We start from the raw sequence: 18,836 nt of genomic DNA, 5'->3' as shown, positions 1-18,836 counted from the left end.
TGATGCAAAATGTACTCACAAGTACAATCAGCACATGCACGGCAGGAGCGCGCGAGTGTCCGTTCGGGGCACCACGTCCAAGGGGCTGGCCACCAGGGGCCGCATCGTCGAGGCTGCGGCCGAGCTCATGCTCGTCGGCGGCGTCCGCGGGACCACCCTCGACGAGATCGGCACCGCAGCACGCGTGGGACGGTCGCAGATGTACCACTACTTCGACGGCAAGGACGCCCTCGTGCGGGCCGTCATCGATCGGCAGACCGACGCCGTCATCGACAACCAGGGCGAGGACTTCGCGGAACTCACGACGTGGGAGGCGTGGGGACGCTGGCGGGACCGCATGGTGCGCGGCGCCGACGAGGGCGGTTGTGTCGGCGGATGTCCGCTCGGCTCGCTCGGCACCGAGGTCGCCGAGCGCGACGCCACGGCACGCGAACTCGTCGCCGCCGGCTTCACCCGGTGGGAGCAGGGCTTCCGGGACGGCATCGCCACCATGCGAGACCGGGGGCTGGTCAGCGCGGACGCGGACCCGGACGCCCTCGCGACCGCCGTCATGGTGGCGCTGCAGGGCGGACTGTTGCTCGCCCAGGTCCACCGCGACCCGCGTCCGCTCGCCGTCGGACTGGACACCGCCATCGCCGCTCTGCGCCGCTTCGCGGTGACGCCGGAAGACGGCGGGATCAGTTGATGCAGACGCCCTCTTGGCCGTAGTTGTGCACGTCCGTCGACTTCGCGCTCGGCTCCTGCGCAGGCTTCTCGGACGTCGACGAGGACCCCGACGACGAGCCCGCGGACGACGAACCGGAGCCCGCCGCCTGCGACGACGAACCCGCCGGCGTGGACGCGCCGGACCCCGGCTGGGCCGGTGCCGACACGGTCTTGCCGTCCGTGCCGAGCACGAGCGTGACCCCCGTCACCGAGCTGGTGCGCACCGCGACGGCGCCGGGCGTGACGGCGGCGACCGCCTTCGCCTCCTTCTCCATGCCGACGGGGTACTGGACCTGGGTCAACTTGGTGGTGTCCGACGAGCCGGGGGTGCCGACCTGGAAGCCGCGCGCGGTCAGGTTCTGGCTGGCCGTCGTCGCGGCGCCGGACACGCCGCTGCCGTTCAGGACGGTGACCGAGACGCTCGCGGGCTGGGCGCGACCGGCCTTCGCGTAGGCCTCGGGCTCACCGGTCAGGCTCTGCACGAACGCGGGCAGACCGACCTCGTCGACCTGCACGATCGACAGGGCCGAGCCGTTCACCGTGATCGTCGGGGTCCCGAGGGTGGGGATGGTGGCCGACTGGATGTTGCCCGGTCGCAGGTTCCGCATCTGCGTGCCGAGCGACACCAGGTCGGTGTCGGTCTGGATCGAGCCGCCGACCGCCTTGAGGATGTTGCCGAGCTTGATGGGGTTGAGCAGCGTGCCGGCCGAGAGCACCTTGCGGGCCTCCTGCGACAGGAAGTACTGCTGCCGGACGTTCCGGTCGAGGTCGCCGTTGGGCAGCCCGTGCCGCTGCCGGACGAACGAGAGCGCCTGCTTGGCGTCGAGCGTCGACTCACCCTTCGGCAGGTTCACCCCGGAGTACGGGTCGTTGACCGCGTTGTTGAGGCAGACGTCGACGGGGCCGAGCTCCTTGACGACCTGGTAGAAGCCGAGCAGGGAGACGCGCACGTAGTGGTCGATCTGCAGACCGGAGAGGTCCTCGATCGTCTGGATGAGGAGCTTCGCGCCGCCGGTGTCACCACCGCCGTTGAGCGTGCCGTAGTAGAAGGCGCTGTTGAGCTTCCCCTTGCCGACGCCGGGGATCGTCACGTAGGAGTCGCGCGGGAACGAGATCATCGTCGCCTTGGACCCGTCGGCGCTGATGTGCAGCACGATCATCGTGTCCGTGTTGGTGGCTCCGCCGTCCGACGTGGTGCTCAGCTCCGCCATCTGCTCGGGCGTCGCGTTGTCGGGCCGGTGGTCGTCACCGACGAGCAGGATGTTCTGCGCCTGCCCGTCGACGTCGTCCTTCGTGTCCTTGTGGCCGGTGATGGCGTTGACGATGGTCACGCCGCCCGCGAGCTGGTTGTACGCGTACGCCGAGTACCCGACGCCGAGCACCACCGCCATCGTCAGCACACCGGCGATCGCCGGGAACACGGCGCTCAGGTGGCGCCTCTGGCGCCCGTGGCGGGGCGGCACGGCGCCGCGCCGGGCGCGCCTGGTCGTCTCCTCGGGTGCGTTGTTCACCCGGAAACCATAACCGCACCGGTTGGAGGATCCGTCGAATCGCCTGGCAGGTCACCGGACCACGGAGCGGACGGGAGGCACGGGGCGGCGCCGCCACGGGCCTCCCGTCCGGCCGCTGGTCGCGCCCGCGACCGCCTTCCGGCGTCGCACCCGATCAGTCGCGGGACGGGAGCAGGTGCGCGGCCTCCATCGCGAGCTCGGCGGCGATCGCGTCCTTCACGAGCACCGCGGCCTTGAGCTTCTCGATCTCCGGACCCACCTGCTCGAACGGCACGAGCTCGGCGAGCTCGGGGACCCGGAGCTTGAAGGCCAGTCCGTCCGTGGTCGACCGGCACAGCGAGGCGAGCGCTCGGTTGCCGCACGCCTCGACCCACATGGCGTAGATCGACGCACCATCGCGCGCGACCTCGGCCTGGCCGCCGGCACCGGCGCGCTGCAGCACGTCGTCGAGCGTCTTCACGACCTGCTTCCGCTGCGCGTCCGTGAACCGCGGCACCGCGAGCCGGACGACGCCGCCGTAGATGACGCCGAGGGTGCGGTACGCGTCGAGCAGTTCCTCGCGGGAGGGCGCCGCGACCCGGGTGTACCGGTTCGGCGCCATCTCGATGAGACCGGACCGCGACAGTTCGGCGAGCGCCTCGCGGATCGGCGTGCGGGAGACCCCGAGCCAGGCGATGAGGTCGTCGTCGTTCAGTCGTTCGCCGGGCTCCAGCGTGCCGTCCATGATCGCGTCGCGGATCTTGTCCTGGACGGTGTCGCGGAGGAGCTTGCGCTCGGCAGCGGGCTGGGAGGAGGGAACCGGCATGGCACCAGCGTGTCACATGTGACGGTCCGCTCGCGACAGGCGCGACGGCCACCAGGCCCGGTGTCCGAGGTCGTACGCGAGCGCGGGGACCAGGAGCGACCGGACGACGATGGTGTCGAGCAGCACCCCGAACGCGACGACGAAGGCGATCTGCACGAGGAAGAGGATCGGGATCACGCCGAGGGCCGCGAAGGTGGCCGCCAGGACGATGCCCGCGGAGGTGATCACACCGCCCGTGACGCCGAGTCCGCGGAGGACGCCCTCGCGGGGACCGTGCCGCAGCGCCTCCTCGCGCACCCGCGTCATGAGGAAGATGTTGTAGTCGACCCCGAGCGCCACGAGGAACACGAACGCGAACAGCGGCACCGACGGGTCCGCTCCGGGGAAGTGGAACACGTGGTCGAACACCAGCGCTCCGACGCCGAGCGCGGCCGCGAAGGACACGATCACGCTGCCGATGAGCACGAGCGGGGCGACGATGCTCCGGAGCAGCAGCATCAGGATGAGGAGGATCACCGCGAGCACGATCGGGATGATGAGCGTGCGGTCCCGGATGCTCGTGTCGTTGGTGTCGAGTGCCGTGGCGGTGACCCCGCCGACGATCGCGTCCGGGTCCACCTGTTCGACGGCGGTCCGGAGGTCGCGGACGGTCTGCTCGGCGGCCGCGGAGTCGGACGGGTCGTCCAGGGTCGCCTCGAGCAGGACGTCACCGCGGGAGACGGTCGGCTCGGCGGTGCCCACGCCCTGGCCCTGACCCTGTCCCGTTGCGGAACCGCCGGCGCTCGTGCCGGTCCCGGTCCCGGCCCCACCGATCGGGGTGGTGCCGGTCGGGCTGTCCTTCGCCGCCGCCACCACGCTGTCGACGCCCCGGACCCCGGTGATCGCGTCGGCGAGCGCGTCGAGGTCGGATGCGCGACCGATGACCTGCGCCGGGCTGCCCGAGCCGCCGGGGAAGTGGTCGGCCAGGACCGTCTGACCGTCGCGGGCCTGGGACGTGCCGATCACGAGGTCGCTCTGCGGCACCCCGTCGGCACGGAGCCCGATGAGCCCCGTCCCCATCGCGAGGAGCGCCACCGTGCAGACGATCCAGACCGTGCGCGTCCGTCGGGCGACGAGCCGTCCGACCGCCGCCCAGAGGCCGCGGGCGTCGGGGCCGGTGAGCACCGGGTGCGCGCTGCCGTACCGGGGACGCAGGGGCCAGAAGGCTGCACGGCGGAAGGCCATCAGGAGCGCCGGCAGCAGTGTGAGGGCGGCGAGCAGACTGAAGGCGATGCCGATCGCCGCCACCGGCCCCAGCGCCTTGTTCGAGTTGAGGTCGGAGAACAGCAGGCAGAGCACGCCGACGATCACGGTCCCGCCGGAGGCCAGGATCGGCTCCAGGCTGCCCCGCATCGCGGCCTTGGTGGCGCCCCACCCGGTGCGGTGGTCGCGGAGGGCCTCTCGGTAGCGCGCCGTGTAGAGGAGCGCGTAGTCGGTCGCCGCGCCGATCACGAGGATGGACAGGATGCCCTGGACCTGCCCGTTGACGGTGACGAGGTCGGCCTTCGCGAGCCAGTACACGACGAGGATCGAGGCGCACAGCGCGAACGAGGCGGTGCCGAGCACCAGGACCGGCAGCAGCGGCGAGCGGTACACGACGATGAGGATCACGAACACCGCGGCGAGTGCCACGCCGAGGAGCAGGCCGTCGATGCCGGCGAAGGCCTCGGTGAGGTCGGCGGTGAACCCGGCGGGACCGGTCACGTACCCGCGGACCCCGGACGGCAGGGCGTCGTCGACGTCGGCCCGGATGCCCTCGACCGCGGTGCCGGTGTCGGCGGACTGCGTCAGGGTCGCGACGATCTCCACCGCGTCGCCGTCCTCGCTCGGGATCGCCGGGCTGACCCCCTGGACGTCCTTCCGGTCGCCGAGCCGGGCGGCGAGGTCCTGGGCGGCGGTCAGGTCGGCACGGGAGAGCCCGCCGTCGCGCTCGAGCACCACGATCGCCGGCGCTCCCGAGGCCTGCCGGAACTCCGCGCTGCGCTCCTGCACCTTCGTGGCGTCGGCGGAGGCCGGGAGGAACGAGGTCTGGTCGTTGGTGGAGACCTCGGAGATCTTGCCGAAGTACGGGCCGCCGACCGAGGCGACGGCGAGCCAGGCGACGATGACGATCGCCGGGAGCACGATGCGGAGGAAGCGGGACACGACCGTGAGCGTACTCCGATGATCAGCATGCTGACCATCTGGTCGTCCCCAGCAGCGCGCTCCGTAGACTTCGGGCATGGATGACGATTCGTCGAGCTGGCCGATCGGGCGCCTGCTCGCGGCGGCGTCCCGGCGCGTCGAACGGGACTGGGACGAACGACTCCGGGAGATCGGCCTGCCGCACGCGGGCCTCATCGCCATCGACATCCTGATCCGGACGGGTCCGACGGGCGCGGACACCGTCGCGAGGACGGCGCGCGTGCAGCCCCAGACGATGTCCCGCACCCTGGAACGGCTCGAGCGGGACGGACTCGTCGAGCGCTCCCCCCACCCGGATGATCGTCGCCGCCGGGTCGTCACGGTCACCGAACAGGGTCGACGCGCCTGGGAGACGGCGAAGCACATCGAGCGCGAGGTGCTGCCCGAGGACGACGACCTGCGCCGTGCGCTGCTGGCGGTCCTGCGCGGTCGCTGATCGCCTCGCAACTGATATACGACATGCGGTACACTGGTACGGCTGACATCAGGGTCAGCCCGTCCCGGAGGAGCCCGCATGTCCGAACGCCGAGCCGCCCGTCCCGCCCGAGCCGCGCATCGTCGAGGGCGGAAGCGCCCGTTCCTCGTCGCGCTGCTCGCGACGCTCGGGTCGCTCGTCGGCGTCGCCACGGTGCTCGCGGTCGTGGCGAGCGTGTTCGTCGGCAGCCTCGCCCGGAGCTTCGACGCCCGCACCGACACGATCGAGGACGTCTTCCCCGGCGGCACCCGCCCGGCCGCGGTCGACGGCGCCGAGAACATCCTGCTGATCGGGTCGGACTCCCGGCAGTCGGCCGGACCGGACGGGCAGGCGGCAGGCGGCCGCTCCGACACCCTGATGCTCCTGCACCTCCCGGCCGACCGGGAGGCCGCGTACCTGATGTCGATCATGCGCGACTCGTGGGTGGATGTCCCGGGGCACGGGACGGCGAAGATCAACGCCGCGTACAGCTGGGGCGGGGTGCCCCTCGTCGTCGAGACCGTCGAGCAGCTGCTCGACGCCCGGATCGACCACGTCGCCGAGATCGACTTCTCCGGTTTCCGTGCCATGACGGACGCGCTCGGCGGCGTCACCGTCCGGTCGTCCACGGCGTTCGACGCGGGCAGGTACCACTTCACTGCCGGCCCGAACCGGCTGGACGGCGCCGAGGCACTGGCGTTCGTGCGGGAGCGGCACGCCTTCGCCGACGCCGACCACACCCGCGTCCGCAACCAGCAGGCGTTCATGCGCGGGGTCGTCGACGGGCTGCTCTCACGCGGCACGATCACCGACCCCCGGCGCATCCAGGACTTCGTCGCGGCGACGAGCGACCACCTGGCCGTCGATCCCGGGCTCGACTTCCGCACGCTCGTCGACCTGGGTTGGTCCCTCCGCGACCTCCGTCCGTCGGACCTGGTGACCTTCACCGTCCCGACCGCGGGCGGCGGGACCTCGGCTGACGGTCAGTCGTACGTCGCCCTCAACCCGCTGGCGGTGCAGTCGCTCTCCCGGGCGCTGCGCTCCGACGACCTGCCGGCGTGGCTCGCGGAGAACCCGCAGTAGCCCGCGCGGACACGACGAAGCCCTCCGGAACGCATCCGGAGGGCTTCGTCGTGTCCGCGAACGGGATCAGGCGGGGAGCTGAAGGGTCTGACCCGCGTAGATGAGGTTCGGGTCGTCGATGGTGGACGTGTTGGCCGCCCACAGCTCGTTCCAGCCGCCGTCGATGTGCAGCTTGGTCGCGATGGAGTCGAGCGTCTCACCGGAGACGATCGTGTAGGTCTTGCCGCTGGTCTTCACCGCGGCCGGCTTGCTCGGCGTCGCCGGGGCAGCGGTCGTACGCTGAGAGGTGGCCTCAGGGGCCGCCTGCGTGGTGGCCTTCGGAGCCGCCTGCTGCGGTGCCGCCTGCTGGGTGGTCTGCTGCGGCGCCGCGGCCTGCGGGGCGGCGGCCTGGGGAGCGGCACCGGTGGTCCCGCTCAGACCGAGCTTCGCGGAGCAGGCCGGCCAGGCGCCCCACCCCTGCGATGCGAGGACGCGCTCGGCGACCGCGATCTGGGTGGCACGGCTGGCGTTCGACGGCAGGCCGGTCCCGCCGTTGGCCTGCCAGGTGCCGAGGTTGAACTGCAGGCCGCCGTAGTAGCCGTTGCCGGTGTTGATGGCCCAGTTGCCGCCGGACTCGCACTGTGCGAGCGCGTCCCAGGTCGAGCCGGACGCGGCGTTCGCGGGCGCTGCCGCGAGGCCGACACCCGTCGCGGCGATGCCTGCGAAAGCGAGGCCGCCGACGATGGTGCGGGTTCGGGAAAGCTTCTTCATGGTTGATCACTCCACCGGAGTCGCGCGCCGGGATCCGGCTGTCCACTGCCCACTCCGACCGTTCGCGGTCACGTTGTGGGGTGCGCCACCGGGGGCAGTGGTCTCGCGCCGGTGGCACCTCGAGCGGCAACCATAGGAAACTCGTGACTGTTATCAAACCGAGACAAACGGTTCTACCCACTCGTGCTACGTACCCCGGGTCGGAACCTGTACGCGCCGATCGCCTCGGGGATGCTGATGGGCGCGTACCCCGGCGGAGCCGCTTGGCAGTTCCCTGGGAATGTCGCCGAGCGGTCCCATCCACGCGAGCAGCACCGCCACGCGAGCAGCGCCGCCGCGCGAGCAGCATCACCGCCGCGCGAGCAACGTCATCGCCTCGAGGTGCCCCGTCTGCGGGAACATGTCGAGCACCCGGACGCGCTCGAGCCGGAACGACGGCATGCGTGCGAGGTCCTTCGCGAGCGTGACCGGGTTGCAGCTGGAGTACACGACGTGCCGGACCGCAGACGCCTCGAGCCAGTCCGCGAGCGTCGCGCCGATCCCCCGGCGGGGCGGGTTCACGACGACGAGCTCCGGCACCTGGTCCGGCCGTGCCCGGAGTGCGTGCTCGGTGGCGTCGTCCGCGGCGAACCGGACGTCCGCCAGCCCGGCCTCGCGGGCCGACTGCGCGGCCGACCGCACGGCTTCGCGGCTGGTCTCGATGCCGGTGACCGCACGCCCGGGCCGTGCCGCCTGCAGCGCGAACCCACCGACCCCGCAGTACAGGTCCCACATCGTCGCCGGGCCGACCTCGTCGATCCACGCGGTGGCCTGGTCGTACAGCTGCACCGCGACGTCGGTGTTCGTCTGGAAGAAGCTCTGCGGGCGCAGGTGCATCGTGACGGCACCCATCCGCATCGGCAGGGTCTCCTGCTCCGTCAGGACCACCTCGCGGTCGCCCTCGGTCACCGCCTTGTGCTCGGGCAGCAGGTTCGCCGTGACGACGACGGCCTCCGGCAGGACCGACCGGAGCAGACCCAGGTGGTCCCGGAGCCGCGGCAGCTGTCCCTCCGACCGGAGCACGAAGCGGACCATGAGCTCGCCGTCGGGCGACTCCGAGACGAGGACGAACTTCAGCTCCCCACGCCGTGCCGCGACGTCGTAGGGGATGAGCCCTGCGTCCTCCACGAACCGGGCGAGGATCGGCAGCGCCCGCTGGATGCCCGGCGTGCAGATGCCGCAGTGGCGCAGGTCGACGCCGCGCTGCCGGTGGTCGAGGATGCCCACGGTCGGGTGCTGGACGGATCCGCCGACGACCATCTTCGCCTTGTTCCGGTAGGCCGATTCCGGACTGGTGATCGCCGGGAGCCACTCGACCGCCCCGGGTCCGCCCGCGGCCTCGACCGCGTCGTGGAGCAGCTCGCGCGTCCGGATCTCCTTGTCGAGGACCTGGTCGGCGTAGGGCTGGCCCATGAGCGTGCACGATCGGCACACCCCGCGGTCGAAGTAGTCGCACTGCATGGCCGGCTCAGGATACGGCGTACGCCCCCTGCCGGGCGTCCCGCGTCCCCGTCCGCACGCGGTAGACGGACGTGGTGGCCGTGAGGAACAGGTCCGTCCCGTCGTCGCCGCCGAAGCACAGGTTGGAGACGACCTCCGGGACAGGCACGGTGCCGAGCCGTTCGCCGGTCGGGTCGAACACGACCACACCGCGGTGGGACGACGACCAGACGTCACCGTGCTCGTCGACGCGGATGCCGTCCGGGATGCCCTCGTCCGCGCCGAGCCGTGCGAACACGCGGCCGTTCTTCACCCGCGCGCCGTCGATGTCGTACGCCCGGATCACCGGGAGGTCCCCCGACGAGCTCGCGACGTAGAGCACCCGCTCGTCCGGCGAGAACGCCAGGCCGTTCGGCTCGTCGACGTCGGTCACGACCGGGCGGAGGTCCTCGCCGTCGGCACCGCAGCGGAACACCCAGTGGTCGCCGTACTCGCGGACGCCGGGGTGGCCTTCGCGGGGCTGGGTGATGCCGTACGCCGGGTCGGTGAACCAGATCGCCCCGTCCGAGGCGACCACGACGTCGTTCGGTGAGTTCAGCCGTCCGCCGCCCCACCCGTCGACGACGACGGACACCGTGCCGTCCCGGTCGCGTTCGACGCGTCGCAGGCCGTGCGAGCACTGCACGACGGAGCCGTCGCGGTCGAGGAAGCGCCCGTTCGTGAACTCGACGCCCTCGGCGTACGTGTCGACGGCACCGCTGTCGGCGTGCCACTGCAGGATGCGGTCGCCGGGGATGTCCGACCACCGGAGGGTGCGGGACGCGGGCACCCAGCACGGCCCCTCGGCCCAGGTGCTCCCGGTGGCGATCCGCTCGACTGCTGCCTGGTCGGGGACGAGCTCGGTGAACTGCATGACGCTCCTTCGCGTTGTGGGTGCGGCCAGCCTGGCACGGCCGGGCGTCAGGTGCGGTCGACGATCTCCTGCATGGCACGGCGCGCCGCGTCGGGGTCGCCGTCCACGACGGCCTGCACCAGCGCGCGGTGCAGGTCGACGTCGTGGTCGTCCGGCCCGATCCCGCGGCGCTCGTCGAGCGCCCGGCCCACCACCAGGTGCAGCCGGGCGTACAGGGCGTTGCCAGACCGCTCGAGCACGAGCCGGTGCAGGTCGCGGTCGGCCTGGAGGAACGGGGTGGCGTCAGCGGGACCGGTGGCGGACGCGAGTCGGTCGGCGGCCGCGAGCAGGGCCTCCAGTCCGACCGGGTCGTCACGCCGGGCGGCCGCTGCCGCCGCCGCCGCGGGTTCGACCGCGCGCCGCAGCGCGCGGAGCTCCGCGAGGACCGCCGGCCGGTCCGGGCCGGCCAGCCGCCAGCCGACGACGCGGGGATCGAGGACGTCCCACTCGGCGAGGGGTCGGGCGGTGACGCCGACGCGTCGGCGGGCGCGGAGCAGACCGAGGCCGACGAGGACCCGGACGGCCTCGCGCACGATGCTCCGGCTCGCCCCGGTCCGCACCACCAGCTCGTCGATGCTCCGCGGACCGTCGCCGAACGAGCCGTCGACCACCGCGGTGCCCAGCTGGTCGAGCACGCGGTCGTAGATCACCGCTGCGCGACCGGGCTGATCACCGCTGCGCGACCGGGCTGATCACGAGCTCGTCGATCCGCGTGTGCGCGGGGGCCTCGAGCACGAACGACACGGCGCGGGCGACGTCGTCCGGCTGCAGCATGACCGCGCGGGCGGCGGCGTCCGGGACCACCGGCCGACGGTCGAGGAACTCGGTCGCGACGTCCCCCGGGCACAGGTGCGTCGCACGGACGCCGTGCTCCGCCTCCTGCTGGTTGAGGGTGCGGACGACGGAGCCGAGGGCGGTCTTCGACGCCGAGTACGCGACGCCGGCGCCGGGCTGGAAGGACCACCCGGCGTAGGACGAGACGACGACCACGACACCGCCCGTGTCCCGCAGGGCGGGCAGGGCCGCGTCGACGACGGTCACGACACCGGTGAGGTTCGTGTCGACGACGGCGCCGAACTCGCGCAGGTCCTGGTCGTCCCACCGACGCCGCGGGGCGTTCAGACCGGCGGCGAGCACGAGGGCGTCGAGGCGGCCGTACCGGGCGAGTACCTCGTCGCGCGCGGCGTGGACCGCCCCCGCGTCCGTGGTGTCCAGGGGCAGGACGTCTGCCGTGCCGCCGGCAGCGCGGACCCGGTCGGCCACCGCCGTCAGGCGTTCGGTCCGCCGTCCGCTGACGACCACGGTCCAGCCGTCGTGCGCGGCCCGCTCGGCCGTCGCCGCTCCCATGCCGCTGCCGCCGCCGGTGATCCAGAGCACCCGTCCCGTCGTCATGGATCAATGGTATGCCTATTGGTGTCACCGACGACGGGAGTCCACCGTGCACCTCGACCTCTCCGACCGCGTGGTGGTCGTCACCGGGGCGGCCCGCGGCATCGGCGCCGTGCTCGCCGACCGCTTCGCCGCCGAGGGCTGCCGGGTCGCCGCCCTCGACCTCGCCTTCCCCGACGGGCCGGGGCCGGGCGACGTCGAGCGTGTCGTGTGCGACGTCACCGACCCGGAGTCCGTGCGGGTCGCCGTGGACGCCGTGGTGGAGCGCTTCGGCACGGTCGACGTCCTCGTCAACAACGCCGGGATCAACGTCACCGGACGGGTGGCCGACCTCGACTGGGACGCCTGGCGCCGGTGCATGGACGTCAACCTCGGCGGCACGTTCCTCGTCAGCCAGGCCGTCGCCCCGGTGATGCAGGCGGCTGGCCGCGGACGGATCATCAACGCAGCGTCGTTCGCGGCGATCGTCCCGAGCGTCGGCAGCGCCGCCTACGCCGCGTCGAAGGCCGCCGTCGTGCAGTTCACCCGCGTGCTCGCCTCGGAGCTCGGACCGTGGGGCATCACCGTGAACGCGTACGCGCCGGGCATGGTGCCGACCGCGATGAACGGCTTCGCGACGATGCCCGCCGACCAGCAGGACCGACTGCTCGACACCCTCTCGCTCCGTCGGTGGGAGACGCCGGACGACGTGGCGGACCTGCTCGTGTTCCTCGCGAGCGACGCGGCCGGGTACGTCACGGGCACCCTCGTCGACGTCTCCGGCGGCAAGCTCGCGACGCAGATCCCGGCCGTGGCGCACGGGCGGTGACCGCGGGCACCCGTGCCCGGACGCGGCCGCCCGCCGAGGGCAGAGTGGAGGTGCACGAGCCGGACCCGGGCTCGTTCCTGTCCACTCACACAGGCTTTCCGCATCTGCCGATCCGTAGGCTGTGAGGGCCCAGTGAGCCGGACTGCAGCCCGACCCCGAGGAGGTGCCCCATGGTCACCGTCCTCGTCGCGTTCGCGGCACTCGCCCTCGTCGTCCCCGCACTCACCCCGCGGCTCGGTCGTCGGGTCTTCTGGATCGCGGCGCTCGCCCCGGCCGCCGCAGCCGTCCTGACCGTCGCACAGACGCCGCGTGCGCTCGGCGACGGCGTCCACGAGCGGTTCCGGTGGGTGCCGCAGCTCGACCTCTGGATCGGGTTCCGCGTCGACGCCCTGTCGTGGGTGCTCGCCCTCGTGGTGACCGTCGTCGGCACGCTCGTGCTGGTCTACTGCGTGTCGTACTTCTCGGACGACCAACCCGGCCTCGGCCGGTTCGCCGGGGTCCTCACCGCGTTCGCCGGCTCGATGTACGGCCTCGTGGTCGCCGACGACGTGATCGTGCTGTTCGTCCTCTGGGAGGCCACCACGGTCTTCTCGTACCTGCTCATCGGGCAGGACGCCGAGCGGCGGGCCAGTCGCGCCGCGGCCATGCAGGCACTCGTCGTGACGACCGCCGGCGGCCTCGCCATGCTCGCCGGGCTCGTGCTGCTGTCCGTCCGCGCCGGCACCACGTCGCTGAGCGCCATCGTCGCCGACCACGACCTGGTGACCACGGGCGGCCCGCTCGTGCCGGTCGCCGTCGTCCTGGTCCTCCTCGGGGCACTGACGAAGTCCGCGATCGTGCCGTTCCACTTCTGGCTGCCGGCGGCGATGGCGGCCCCCACGCCGGTCAGCGCGTACCTGCACGCCGCGGCGATGGTGAAGGCCGGGATCTACCTCGTCGCTCGGCTGGCCCCCGCCTTCGCGCTCGTCGACGGGTGGCGGCCGACGATCACGGTGCTCGGTGTGCTCGGCATGCTCATCGGCGGGTACCGGGCACTCCGGCAGACCGACCTCAAGCTGCTGCTCGCGTACGGCACGGTGGCCCAGCTCGGGTTCCTCGTGCTCGCCGCCGGGTGGGGAGCACCCGAGGTGGCGATCGGCGGCGTGGCGCTGCTCGTCGCGCACGCAGCGTTCAAGTCGACGCTGTTCCTCGTCGTCGGGGCGGTCGACCACGTCTCCGGGACGCGTGACCTCCGGCGGCTGAGCGGTCTCGGCCGCCGACTGCCGTGGCTCGCGGTGGTGGCCGTGCTCGCCGCGGGGTCGATGGCCGGGCTGCCGCCGACCGTGGGGTTCGTGGCGAAGGAGGCGGTCCTCACCGGGTTCACCGAGGCGTTGCACGGGCCGGACGCGGTCTGGGCGTGGACCGCGCTCGTCGGCGTCACCGTCGGCTCGGTGCTGACGGTCGCGTACTCCGCCCGGTTCCTCTGGGGGGCGTTCGGCCGCAAGCCGGGCGTCGCGGACTCCGAACCGCACGCGCTGCACGGCCTCGGCGTCGTCCCCGCGGTGCTCGCCGTCACCGGGGTCCTGCTCGGCGTCGGGACGCCGCTCGTGGCGGGCGGCGTCGAGGCCGCGGCGCAGGCGGCGGCCCTCGGCGACGAGCCCGTCCCCCACCTCGCCCTCTGGCACGGGCTCGAGCCGGCGCTCGCCCTGTCCGCGCTGACGCTCGTCGGCGGCGTCGGCCTGTTCCTCCTGCGCCGTCCGGTCGAGGCGCTGCAGCACCGGCTCGCGGGCGCGCCGAGCGCCGCCGGGACCTACCGACGGAGCATGCGCGGGCTCGACCGGGCCGCCGCCTGGCTCACCGCCAGCCTGCAGCGCGGGTCGCTGCCGTACTACCTCGGGGTGATCCTGTCGGTGTTCGTCGCCGGGGCGCTCCTGAACCTGGCCCTCGGCGGACCGTGGGCGTTCTCGGTGCGGTTCGCCGACTCGTGGGGCCAGGTGCCCGTGGTCGTCGTGATGGCACTGGCGGCCATCGCGGTCACCACCGCCAGGACCCGGTTCGCCGCCGCCGTGCTGGTCGGGATCAGCGGCTACGGCATGTCCGTGCTGTTCGTGCTGCACGGCGCGGTCGACCTGGCGCTGACGCAGCTCGTCGTCGAGACCGTGACCCTCATCGCGTTCGTGCTCGTGCTCCGGCGCCTGCCCCCGCGCATCGCGACCGCGAACCCGTCGCGCTTCCGGGTGCTCCGGGCGCTCTTCGCCGCGCTGGCGGGCGCGACGCTCGCCGTCGTCGTGGTGGTCGCGGCCTCGTCGCGCACGGCGGAGCCGCTCTGGCCCGACCTGCCGGCGATGACGAGTTCGTTCGGGCACGGCCTGAACGTCGTCAACGTCGCCCTCGTCGACCTCCGCGGTTGGGACACGCTGGGCGAGCTGACCGTCGTCGTCGCCGCGGCCACCGGGGTGGCGAGCCTGATCTTCGTGAAGTCTCGGGAGGACACCCTGCCCCGGCTCCGTGACCTGCCCGCGAGCGTGACAGGCGATCGGCACCGTGCGGACGGCGAGCCGCGCGCCTGGCTGCCGACGAGCGCGGCGATCCCGACCGGGCGGTCGGCGATGCTCGACGTCGTGGTGCGCCTGCTGTTCCACGGGCTGATCGTGCTGTCGCTCTACCTGCTGTTCGCCGGCCACAACGCGGCCGGCGGCGGGTTCGCCGGGGGCCTGGTCGCCGGCATCGCCCTGGCCGCGCGGTACCTGGCCGGAGGCCCCGCCGAACTCGGTGCCGCCGCCCCGGTCCGCGCCGGTCGGCTGCTCGGGCTCGGCGTCGCGACCGCCACGCTCACCGCGCTCGCCCCGATGTTCGTCGGACGCGAGGCCCTGTACTCGTCCTTCTTCGAGGCCACGCTGCCCGTGCTCGGCCACGTCGAGTTCGTCACCGCCACGTTCTTCGACATCGGCGTGTACCTGGTCGTCGTCGGCCTGGTGCTCGACGTGCTGCGGAGCCTCGGGGCCGAGGTCGACCGGCAGCGGCTCGAAGACGTCCGCACCCCGCTGTCCGACGCGACCGAGCCCGCCGCCGCGAGCACACGGCCCACCGAAGGGAGCCCGGCGTGACCGTCACCCTCGTCCTCGTCATCGCCATGGCCGTGCTCTTCGCGTGCGGCGTCTACCTGCTGCTCGAACGGTCCCTGACCCGGATGCTGCTCGGCTTCCTGCTCGTCGGCAACGCGCTGAACCTCCTGCTCCTGGTGATGACCGGCGCCGCGGGCCGACCGCCGATCGGGAAGTCCGCCGACGGCGTCACCGATCCCCTGCCCCAGGCGTTCGCACTCACCGCGATCGTGATCACCTTCGCCGTGAGCGCGTTCCTGCTCGCCCTCATCCACCGGTCCTGGCGCCTCTCGCGCGCCGACGAGGTCGAGGTCGACGAGGCCGACGTCGCCATCGGCCGGGACCGCGACGAACCGGCCGACGAGGACCCGGAGACGGACACCGACCCGGAGGCCGAGACCCCCCGACACGAGGAGGCCGCACGATGACCTGGCTCGTCCCGCTCCTCGTCCTCGTCCCGCTGCTCGGTGCCGCGGTGGCGCTCGGCCTCGTCCGGCACCAGGGCGTGCAGCGCGCCATCACGGTCGCCGTGCTCGCGATCGCCGTCGCGGTGGCGGTCACGCTCATGGTGCTCGTCGACCGGCACGGGACGATCGTCGTGCAGGTCGGCGGATGGCAGGCGCCGTACGGCATCTCGCTCGTCGTCGACCGGTTGAGCGCGCTGCTGCTCACCGTGAGCGCGAGCGTGCTGCTGCTGGTGCTGCTCTTCTCGATCGGCCAGGGCCTCGCCGACGACGACGCCGACGCCCCGGTCACGATCTTCTACCCGACGTACCTGGTGCTCGCGGCCGGGGTGCTGGACTCCTTCATCGCGGGCGACCTCTTCAACCTCTACGTCGCGTTCGAGATGCTGCTCGTGGCCTCGTACGTGCTCATCACGGTCGGCGGCAGCGAGCAGCGCGTCCGGGCCGGCACGACGTACATCGTCACGAGCCTCATCGCCTCCGCGATCTTCCTCGCCGCGATCGGCCTCGTGTACGGCGCCACCGGGACCGTCAACATCGCGCAGATCTCGGAGCGCGTCGCCGCACTGCCGGAGCACGTCCAGCTGCTGCTCCACACGATGCTGCTCATCGGCTTCGGCATCAAGGCCGCGGTGTTCCCGCTCGCGTTCTGGCTGCCCGACTCTTACCCGACCGCACCCGCACCGGTCACGGCGGTGTTCGCCGGGCTGCTGACGAAGGTCGGCATCTACGCCATCATCCGGCTCGAGACGATCATCTTCCCCCGCCCGCAGCTCAACACCGTGCTGCTCGTCGTGGCGATCCTGACGATGGTCGTCGGCGTGCTCGGGGCCGTGTCGCAGACCGACGTCAAGCGGCTGCTGTCCTTCACCCTCATCAGCCACATCGGCTTCATGGTGATGGGCATCGGGCTCGGCTCGGTGGTCGGCACCGCGGCGGCGGTCTTCTACACGGTGCACCACATCGTCGTGCAGACCACGCTGTTCCTCGTGTCCGGACTCATGGAGCGGGTGGGCGGCACCACGTCGACGCGCTCGCTCGGCGGACTGCTCAAGGCCGCACCGTTCCTGGCCGCGCTGTACCTCGTCCCCGCCTTCAACCTCGGTGGGATCCCGCCGTTCTCGGGCTTCATCGGCAAGCTCGGACTGTTCCGCGCCGCGGCGGAGGACGGCTCGCCCCTCGCCTACGCGACGATCGCCGCCGGGGTCGTGACGAGCCTCCTGACGCTGTACGCGCTCATGCGCGTGTGGGACGCCGCGTTCTGGCGGCCGAAGCCCGCCGCGGAGGCAGCAGCGCCGCACGTGCGCACCGCCGAGCCGCACGCGACCCTGCGCGCACCGGACCCGGCACCGCTGACGGTGTCGGAGGAGAGCGGCGAGACGTACTTCCCCGGGCCCGCCGCGTCGGGTCGCGACGCGCAGGACGGCGGCCTGTCGGCCGGTCGGACGGGAGGCGCGGTGACGGTCACCGACGCACCGGACGCGAGCAGTGCCTCCCCCGTCCGACACGGCCGTGACGCCGCTGGCGTGACGGGGGTCGGCGACGCGCCCGAGCGCGTCCGGCTGCCCCGGATGCTCGTCGGGGTGACGACCGTCGCGGTCCTCGGTTCGGTCGCGCTCACGGTCGTCGCCGGACCGCTGTACGGCTACGCGACCCGCGCGGCCGAGGCGCTCGAGTCCCCCGCGCAGTACGTGCAGGCCGTCCTCGGGGGTGCCCGGTGAGCGACACGCGCCGCTTCACCAACGCCCGCCGGATCGCCGTCGCGTGGCGGTACGAGGTGCCCCTGGTCGCCGGCCTGACGGTGCTCTGGGCGCTGCTCTGGGGATCGTGGACGCCGCTGACCCTGCTGTGCGGCCTGGTCGTCGCGCTGCTCGTCACCCAGCTGCTGCCCCTGCCGCCGGTGCCGCTGTCCGGCCGGTTCTCGGTGCCGCACGCGCTGTGGTTCCTCGTGGTGTGGTCCGGGTTCGTGGTGGCGGCGTCGTTCCGGGTGGCCTGGGTCGCCTTCCGTCCCCGCGGGGTCCGCCGGAGCTCGATCGTGCTCGTGCAGCTGCACACCACCTCCGAGATGACCTTCACCCTGGCGACGCTGGCGATCTCCCTCGTGCCCGGCTCGTACGTCGCCGACGTGGACCTGCGCCGCCGCCGCGTGCTCCTGCACGTGCTCGACACCGAGCGACGGGAACAGGTGGACGCCGAGCGGCGGACGGCCCTCCGGATCGAGGCGATGGTGATCCGCGCACTCGGGTCGGGGCAGGACGTGTCCGAGCTGTCCGACCCGACACCGCCCGTGACTACCTCCGGGGTGACCCGGTGAGCGCCGCGGTCGTGGTGATGGCGGCGGTCGTCGGGGTCGTCCTGCTGCTGCTCGGCGTGACGCTCGTGCTCGCCGTCGGTCGGATCGTGCGCGGGCCGACCATCCTCGACCGGATGATCGGCTCGGACATGGTGTTGACGACGGTCCTCGTGGTGGTCGCGGCGGCCATGGTGGTCCGCCGCGACCTGACCGCCGTCCCGGTGCTCGTGGTGATCGCGGCGACGAGCGTGTTCGCGACGATCGCCGTGGCCCGTGCGGTCACGCCGTCCTCCGACCCGTCGGACGAGGGACGGTCGGCGACGACGCCCGAGCACGTCATCGAGGAATCGCGCGCCGCCGAGGAGGGGTCACCGTGATCGAGCTGGTCGAGTCGTTCGTGGACGGCGCGGGCGTCCGGGCCTGGATCGCCGTCGGGCTGCTGCTCGTCGGCTCGGTCCTGTCGCTCGGTGCGGCGGTCGGCATCGTGCGGTTCCCGGACCCGCTCGTGCGCCTGCACGCGATGGCGAAGCCGCAGGTGCTCGGGCTGGCGTTCGCCCTGGCCGCCGTCGTCGTGGCGGTGTGGACGTGGACGGCGTTCTGGCTGGTGCTGCCGGTGATGGTGTTCCAGCTGTTCCTCGTGCCGGTCTCGACGCACATGATCGCGCGGGCGGGGCTCCGGTCGGGCGACTACCGCCACGACGAGCTGCTCGTCGACGACACCGAGTAGCCGTCGGGGCCAGCGGCCCGGTCAGGCTGCGGCGTGCGGCTGCGGCTGCGGCTGCGGCCCTGGAACGACGTCGCCGCTGTCGGACGACGACCACGACGTCGTTCCACAGC

18 protein-coding genes are annotated in these 18,836 nt (G+C 72.7%); 10 read left to right on the top strand and 8 right to left on the bottom strand.

Annotated features, from left to right (window positions below; translation table 11 throughout):
* Positions 1–34: 34 nt before the first annotated feature.
* Positions 35–685, top strand: coding sequence for a TetR/AcrR family transcriptional regulator (locus Csp2054_RS10300; RefSeq protein ID WP_096899228.1), 651 nt, complete (start codon positions 35–37; stop codon positions 683–685).
* On the opposite strand, the gene Csp2054_RS10295 is transcribed toward Csp2054_RS10300, so the two are convergent.
* The 3 genes from Csp2054_RS10295 to Csp2054_RS10285 form a co-directional block, all read right to left on the bottom strand.
* Entirely contained in the window at positions 678–2,216 is a 1,539-nt protein-coding gene (locus Csp2054_RS10295) for an LCP family protein (protein WP_096899227.1), read from the bottom strand. The two genes, Csp2054_RS10300 and Csp2054_RS10295, sit on opposite strands and share 8 nt — an antisense overlap.
* A 154-nt stretch (positions 2,217–2,370) precedes the next feature.
* Complete coding sequence (locus Csp2054_RS10290; RefSeq protein ID WP_096899226.1) at positions 2,371–3,021, bottom strand: GntR family transcriptional regulator; 651 nt, start codon at positions 3,019–3,021, stop codon at positions 2,371–2,373.
* 12 nt (positions 3,022–3,033) lie between these two features.
* A complete protein-coding gene (locus Csp2054_RS10285) occupies positions 3,034–5,205 on the bottom strand; it encodes an MMPL family transporter (protein ID WP_255252692.1) in 2,172 nt (723 codons plus the stop codon).
* A gap of 76 nt (positions 5,206–5,281) precedes the next feature.
* On the opposite strand from Csp2054_RS10285, the gene Csp2054_RS10280 reads away from it, so the two are divergent.
* Positions 5,282–5,680, top strand: coding sequence for a MarR family winged helix-turn-helix transcriptional regulator (locus Csp2054_RS10280; RefSeq protein WP_096899224.1), 399 nt, complete (start codon positions 5,282–5,284; stop codon positions 5,678–5,680).
* Between the two features lie 78 nt (positions 5,681–5,758).
* On the top strand, positions 5,759–6,781 hold the full coding sequence (locus Csp2054_RS10275; RefSeq protein WP_096899223.1) for an LCP family protein: 1,023 nt from the start codon (positions 5,759–5,761) through the stop codon (positions 6,779–6,781).
* Positions 6,782–6,847: 66 nt separating this feature from the next.
* Here the strand turns inward: Csp2054_RS10275 and Csp2054_RS10270 are convergent, their stop codons facing one another.
* The 5 genes from Csp2054_RS10270 to Csp2054_RS10250 form a co-directional block, all read right to left on the bottom strand.
* On the bottom strand, positions 6,848–7,531 hold the full coding sequence (locus Csp2054_RS10270; RefSeq protein ID WP_096899222.1) for a transglycosylase family protein: 684 nt from the start codon (positions 7,529–7,531) through the stop codon (positions 6,848–6,850).
* A gap of 348 nt (positions 7,532–7,879) precedes the next feature.
* Positions 7,880–9,031 carry a 23S rRNA (uracil(747)-C(5))-methyltransferase RlmC gene (rlmC, locus tag Csp2054_RS10265; protein ID WP_096899221.1) on the bottom strand — a complete coding sequence of 384 codons (1,152 nt, stop codon included), beginning with the start codon at positions 9,029–9,031 and terminating at the stop codon, positions 7,880–7,882.
* Between the two features lie 7 nt (positions 9,032–9,038).
* Positions 9,039–9,923, bottom strand: coding sequence for an SMP-30/gluconolactonase/LRE family protein (locus Csp2054_RS10260; protein WP_096899220.1), 885 nt, complete (start codon positions 9,921–9,923; stop codon positions 9,039–9,041).
* 47 nt (positions 9,924–9,970) lie between these two features.
* The gene (locus Csp2054_RS10255; protein WP_096899219.1) at positions 9,971–10,612 is read right to left on the bottom strand and encodes a FadR/GntR family transcriptional regulator; all 642 of its coding nucleotides are present in this window, start codon (positions 10,610–10,612) and stop codon (positions 9,971–9,973) included.
* A gap of 19 nt (positions 10,613–10,631) precedes the next feature.
* Complete coding sequence (locus tag Csp2054_RS10250) at positions 10,632–11,354, bottom strand: SDR family oxidoreductase (protein WP_096899218.1); 723 nt, start codon at positions 11,352–11,354, stop codon at positions 10,632–10,634.
* A 46-nt stretch (positions 11,355–11,400) separates the two neighbouring features.
* Here Csp2054_RS10250 and Csp2054_RS10245 point away from each other — a divergent pair, with 46 nt between their 5' ends.
* The 7 genes from Csp2054_RS10245 (at position 11,401) to mnhG (ending at position 18,726) form a co-directional block, all read left to right on the top strand.
* Positions 11,401–12,159 (top strand): SDR family NAD(P)-dependent oxidoreductase, encoded by a 759-nt coding sequence (locus tag Csp2054_RS10245; RefSeq protein ID WP_096899217.1) that lies wholly within the window; start codon positions 11,401–11,403, stop codon positions 12,157–12,159.
* A 170-nt stretch (positions 12,160–12,329) separates the two neighbouring features.
* On the top strand, positions 12,330–15,245 hold the full coding sequence (locus tag Csp2054_RS10240) for a Na+/H+ antiporter subunit A (protein ID WP_096899216.1): 2,916 nt from the start codon (positions 12,330–12,332) through the stop codon (positions 15,243–15,245).
* Entirely contained in the window at positions 15,242–15,670 is a 429-nt protein-coding gene (locus tag Csp2054_RS10235; protein WP_096899215.1) for a Na(+)/H(+) antiporter subunit C, read from the top strand. The genes Csp2054_RS10240 and Csp2054_RS10235 overlap by 4 nt, the downstream gene beginning before the upstream one ends.
* Entirely contained in the window at positions 15,667–17,427 is a 1,761-nt protein-coding gene (locus Csp2054_RS10230; RefSeq protein WP_096899214.1) for a Na+/H+ antiporter subunit D, read from the top strand. Before Csp2054_RS10235 ends, Csp2054_RS10230 begins: the two co-directional genes overlap by 4 nt.
* Positions 17,424–18,020: a Na+/H+ antiporter subunit E gene (locus Csp2054_RS10225; protein ID WP_096899213.1), complete on the top strand. Its 597-nt coding sequence runs from the start codon at positions 17,424–17,426 to the stop codon at positions 18,018–18,020. Before Csp2054_RS10230 ends, Csp2054_RS10225 begins: the two co-directional genes overlap by 4 nt.
* Positions 18,017–18,376, top strand: coding sequence for a sodium:proton antiporter (locus tag Csp2054_RS10220; protein WP_176491653.1), 360 nt, complete (start codon positions 18,017–18,019; stop codon positions 18,374–18,376). Before Csp2054_RS10225 ends, Csp2054_RS10220 begins: the two co-directional genes overlap by 4 nt.
* A complete protein-coding gene (gene mnhG / locus Csp2054_RS10215) occupies positions 18,373–18,726 on the top strand; it encodes a monovalent cation/H(+) antiporter subunit G (RefSeq protein ID WP_176491652.1) in 354 nt (117 codons plus the stop codon). Before Csp2054_RS10220 ends, mnhG begins: the two co-directional genes overlap by 4 nt.
* Positions 18,727–18,836 lie beyond the last annotated feature (110 nt).

It is taken from the genome of Curtobacterium sp. 'Ferrero' (assembly GCF_002412165.1).
Taxonomy (GTDB): domain Bacteria; phylum Actinomycetota; class Actinomycetes; order Actinomycetales; family Microbacteriaceae; genus Curtobacterium.
Note: the sequence above shows the minus strand (reverse complement) of the source record. Positions and strands in the feature narration are given on the sequence as shown.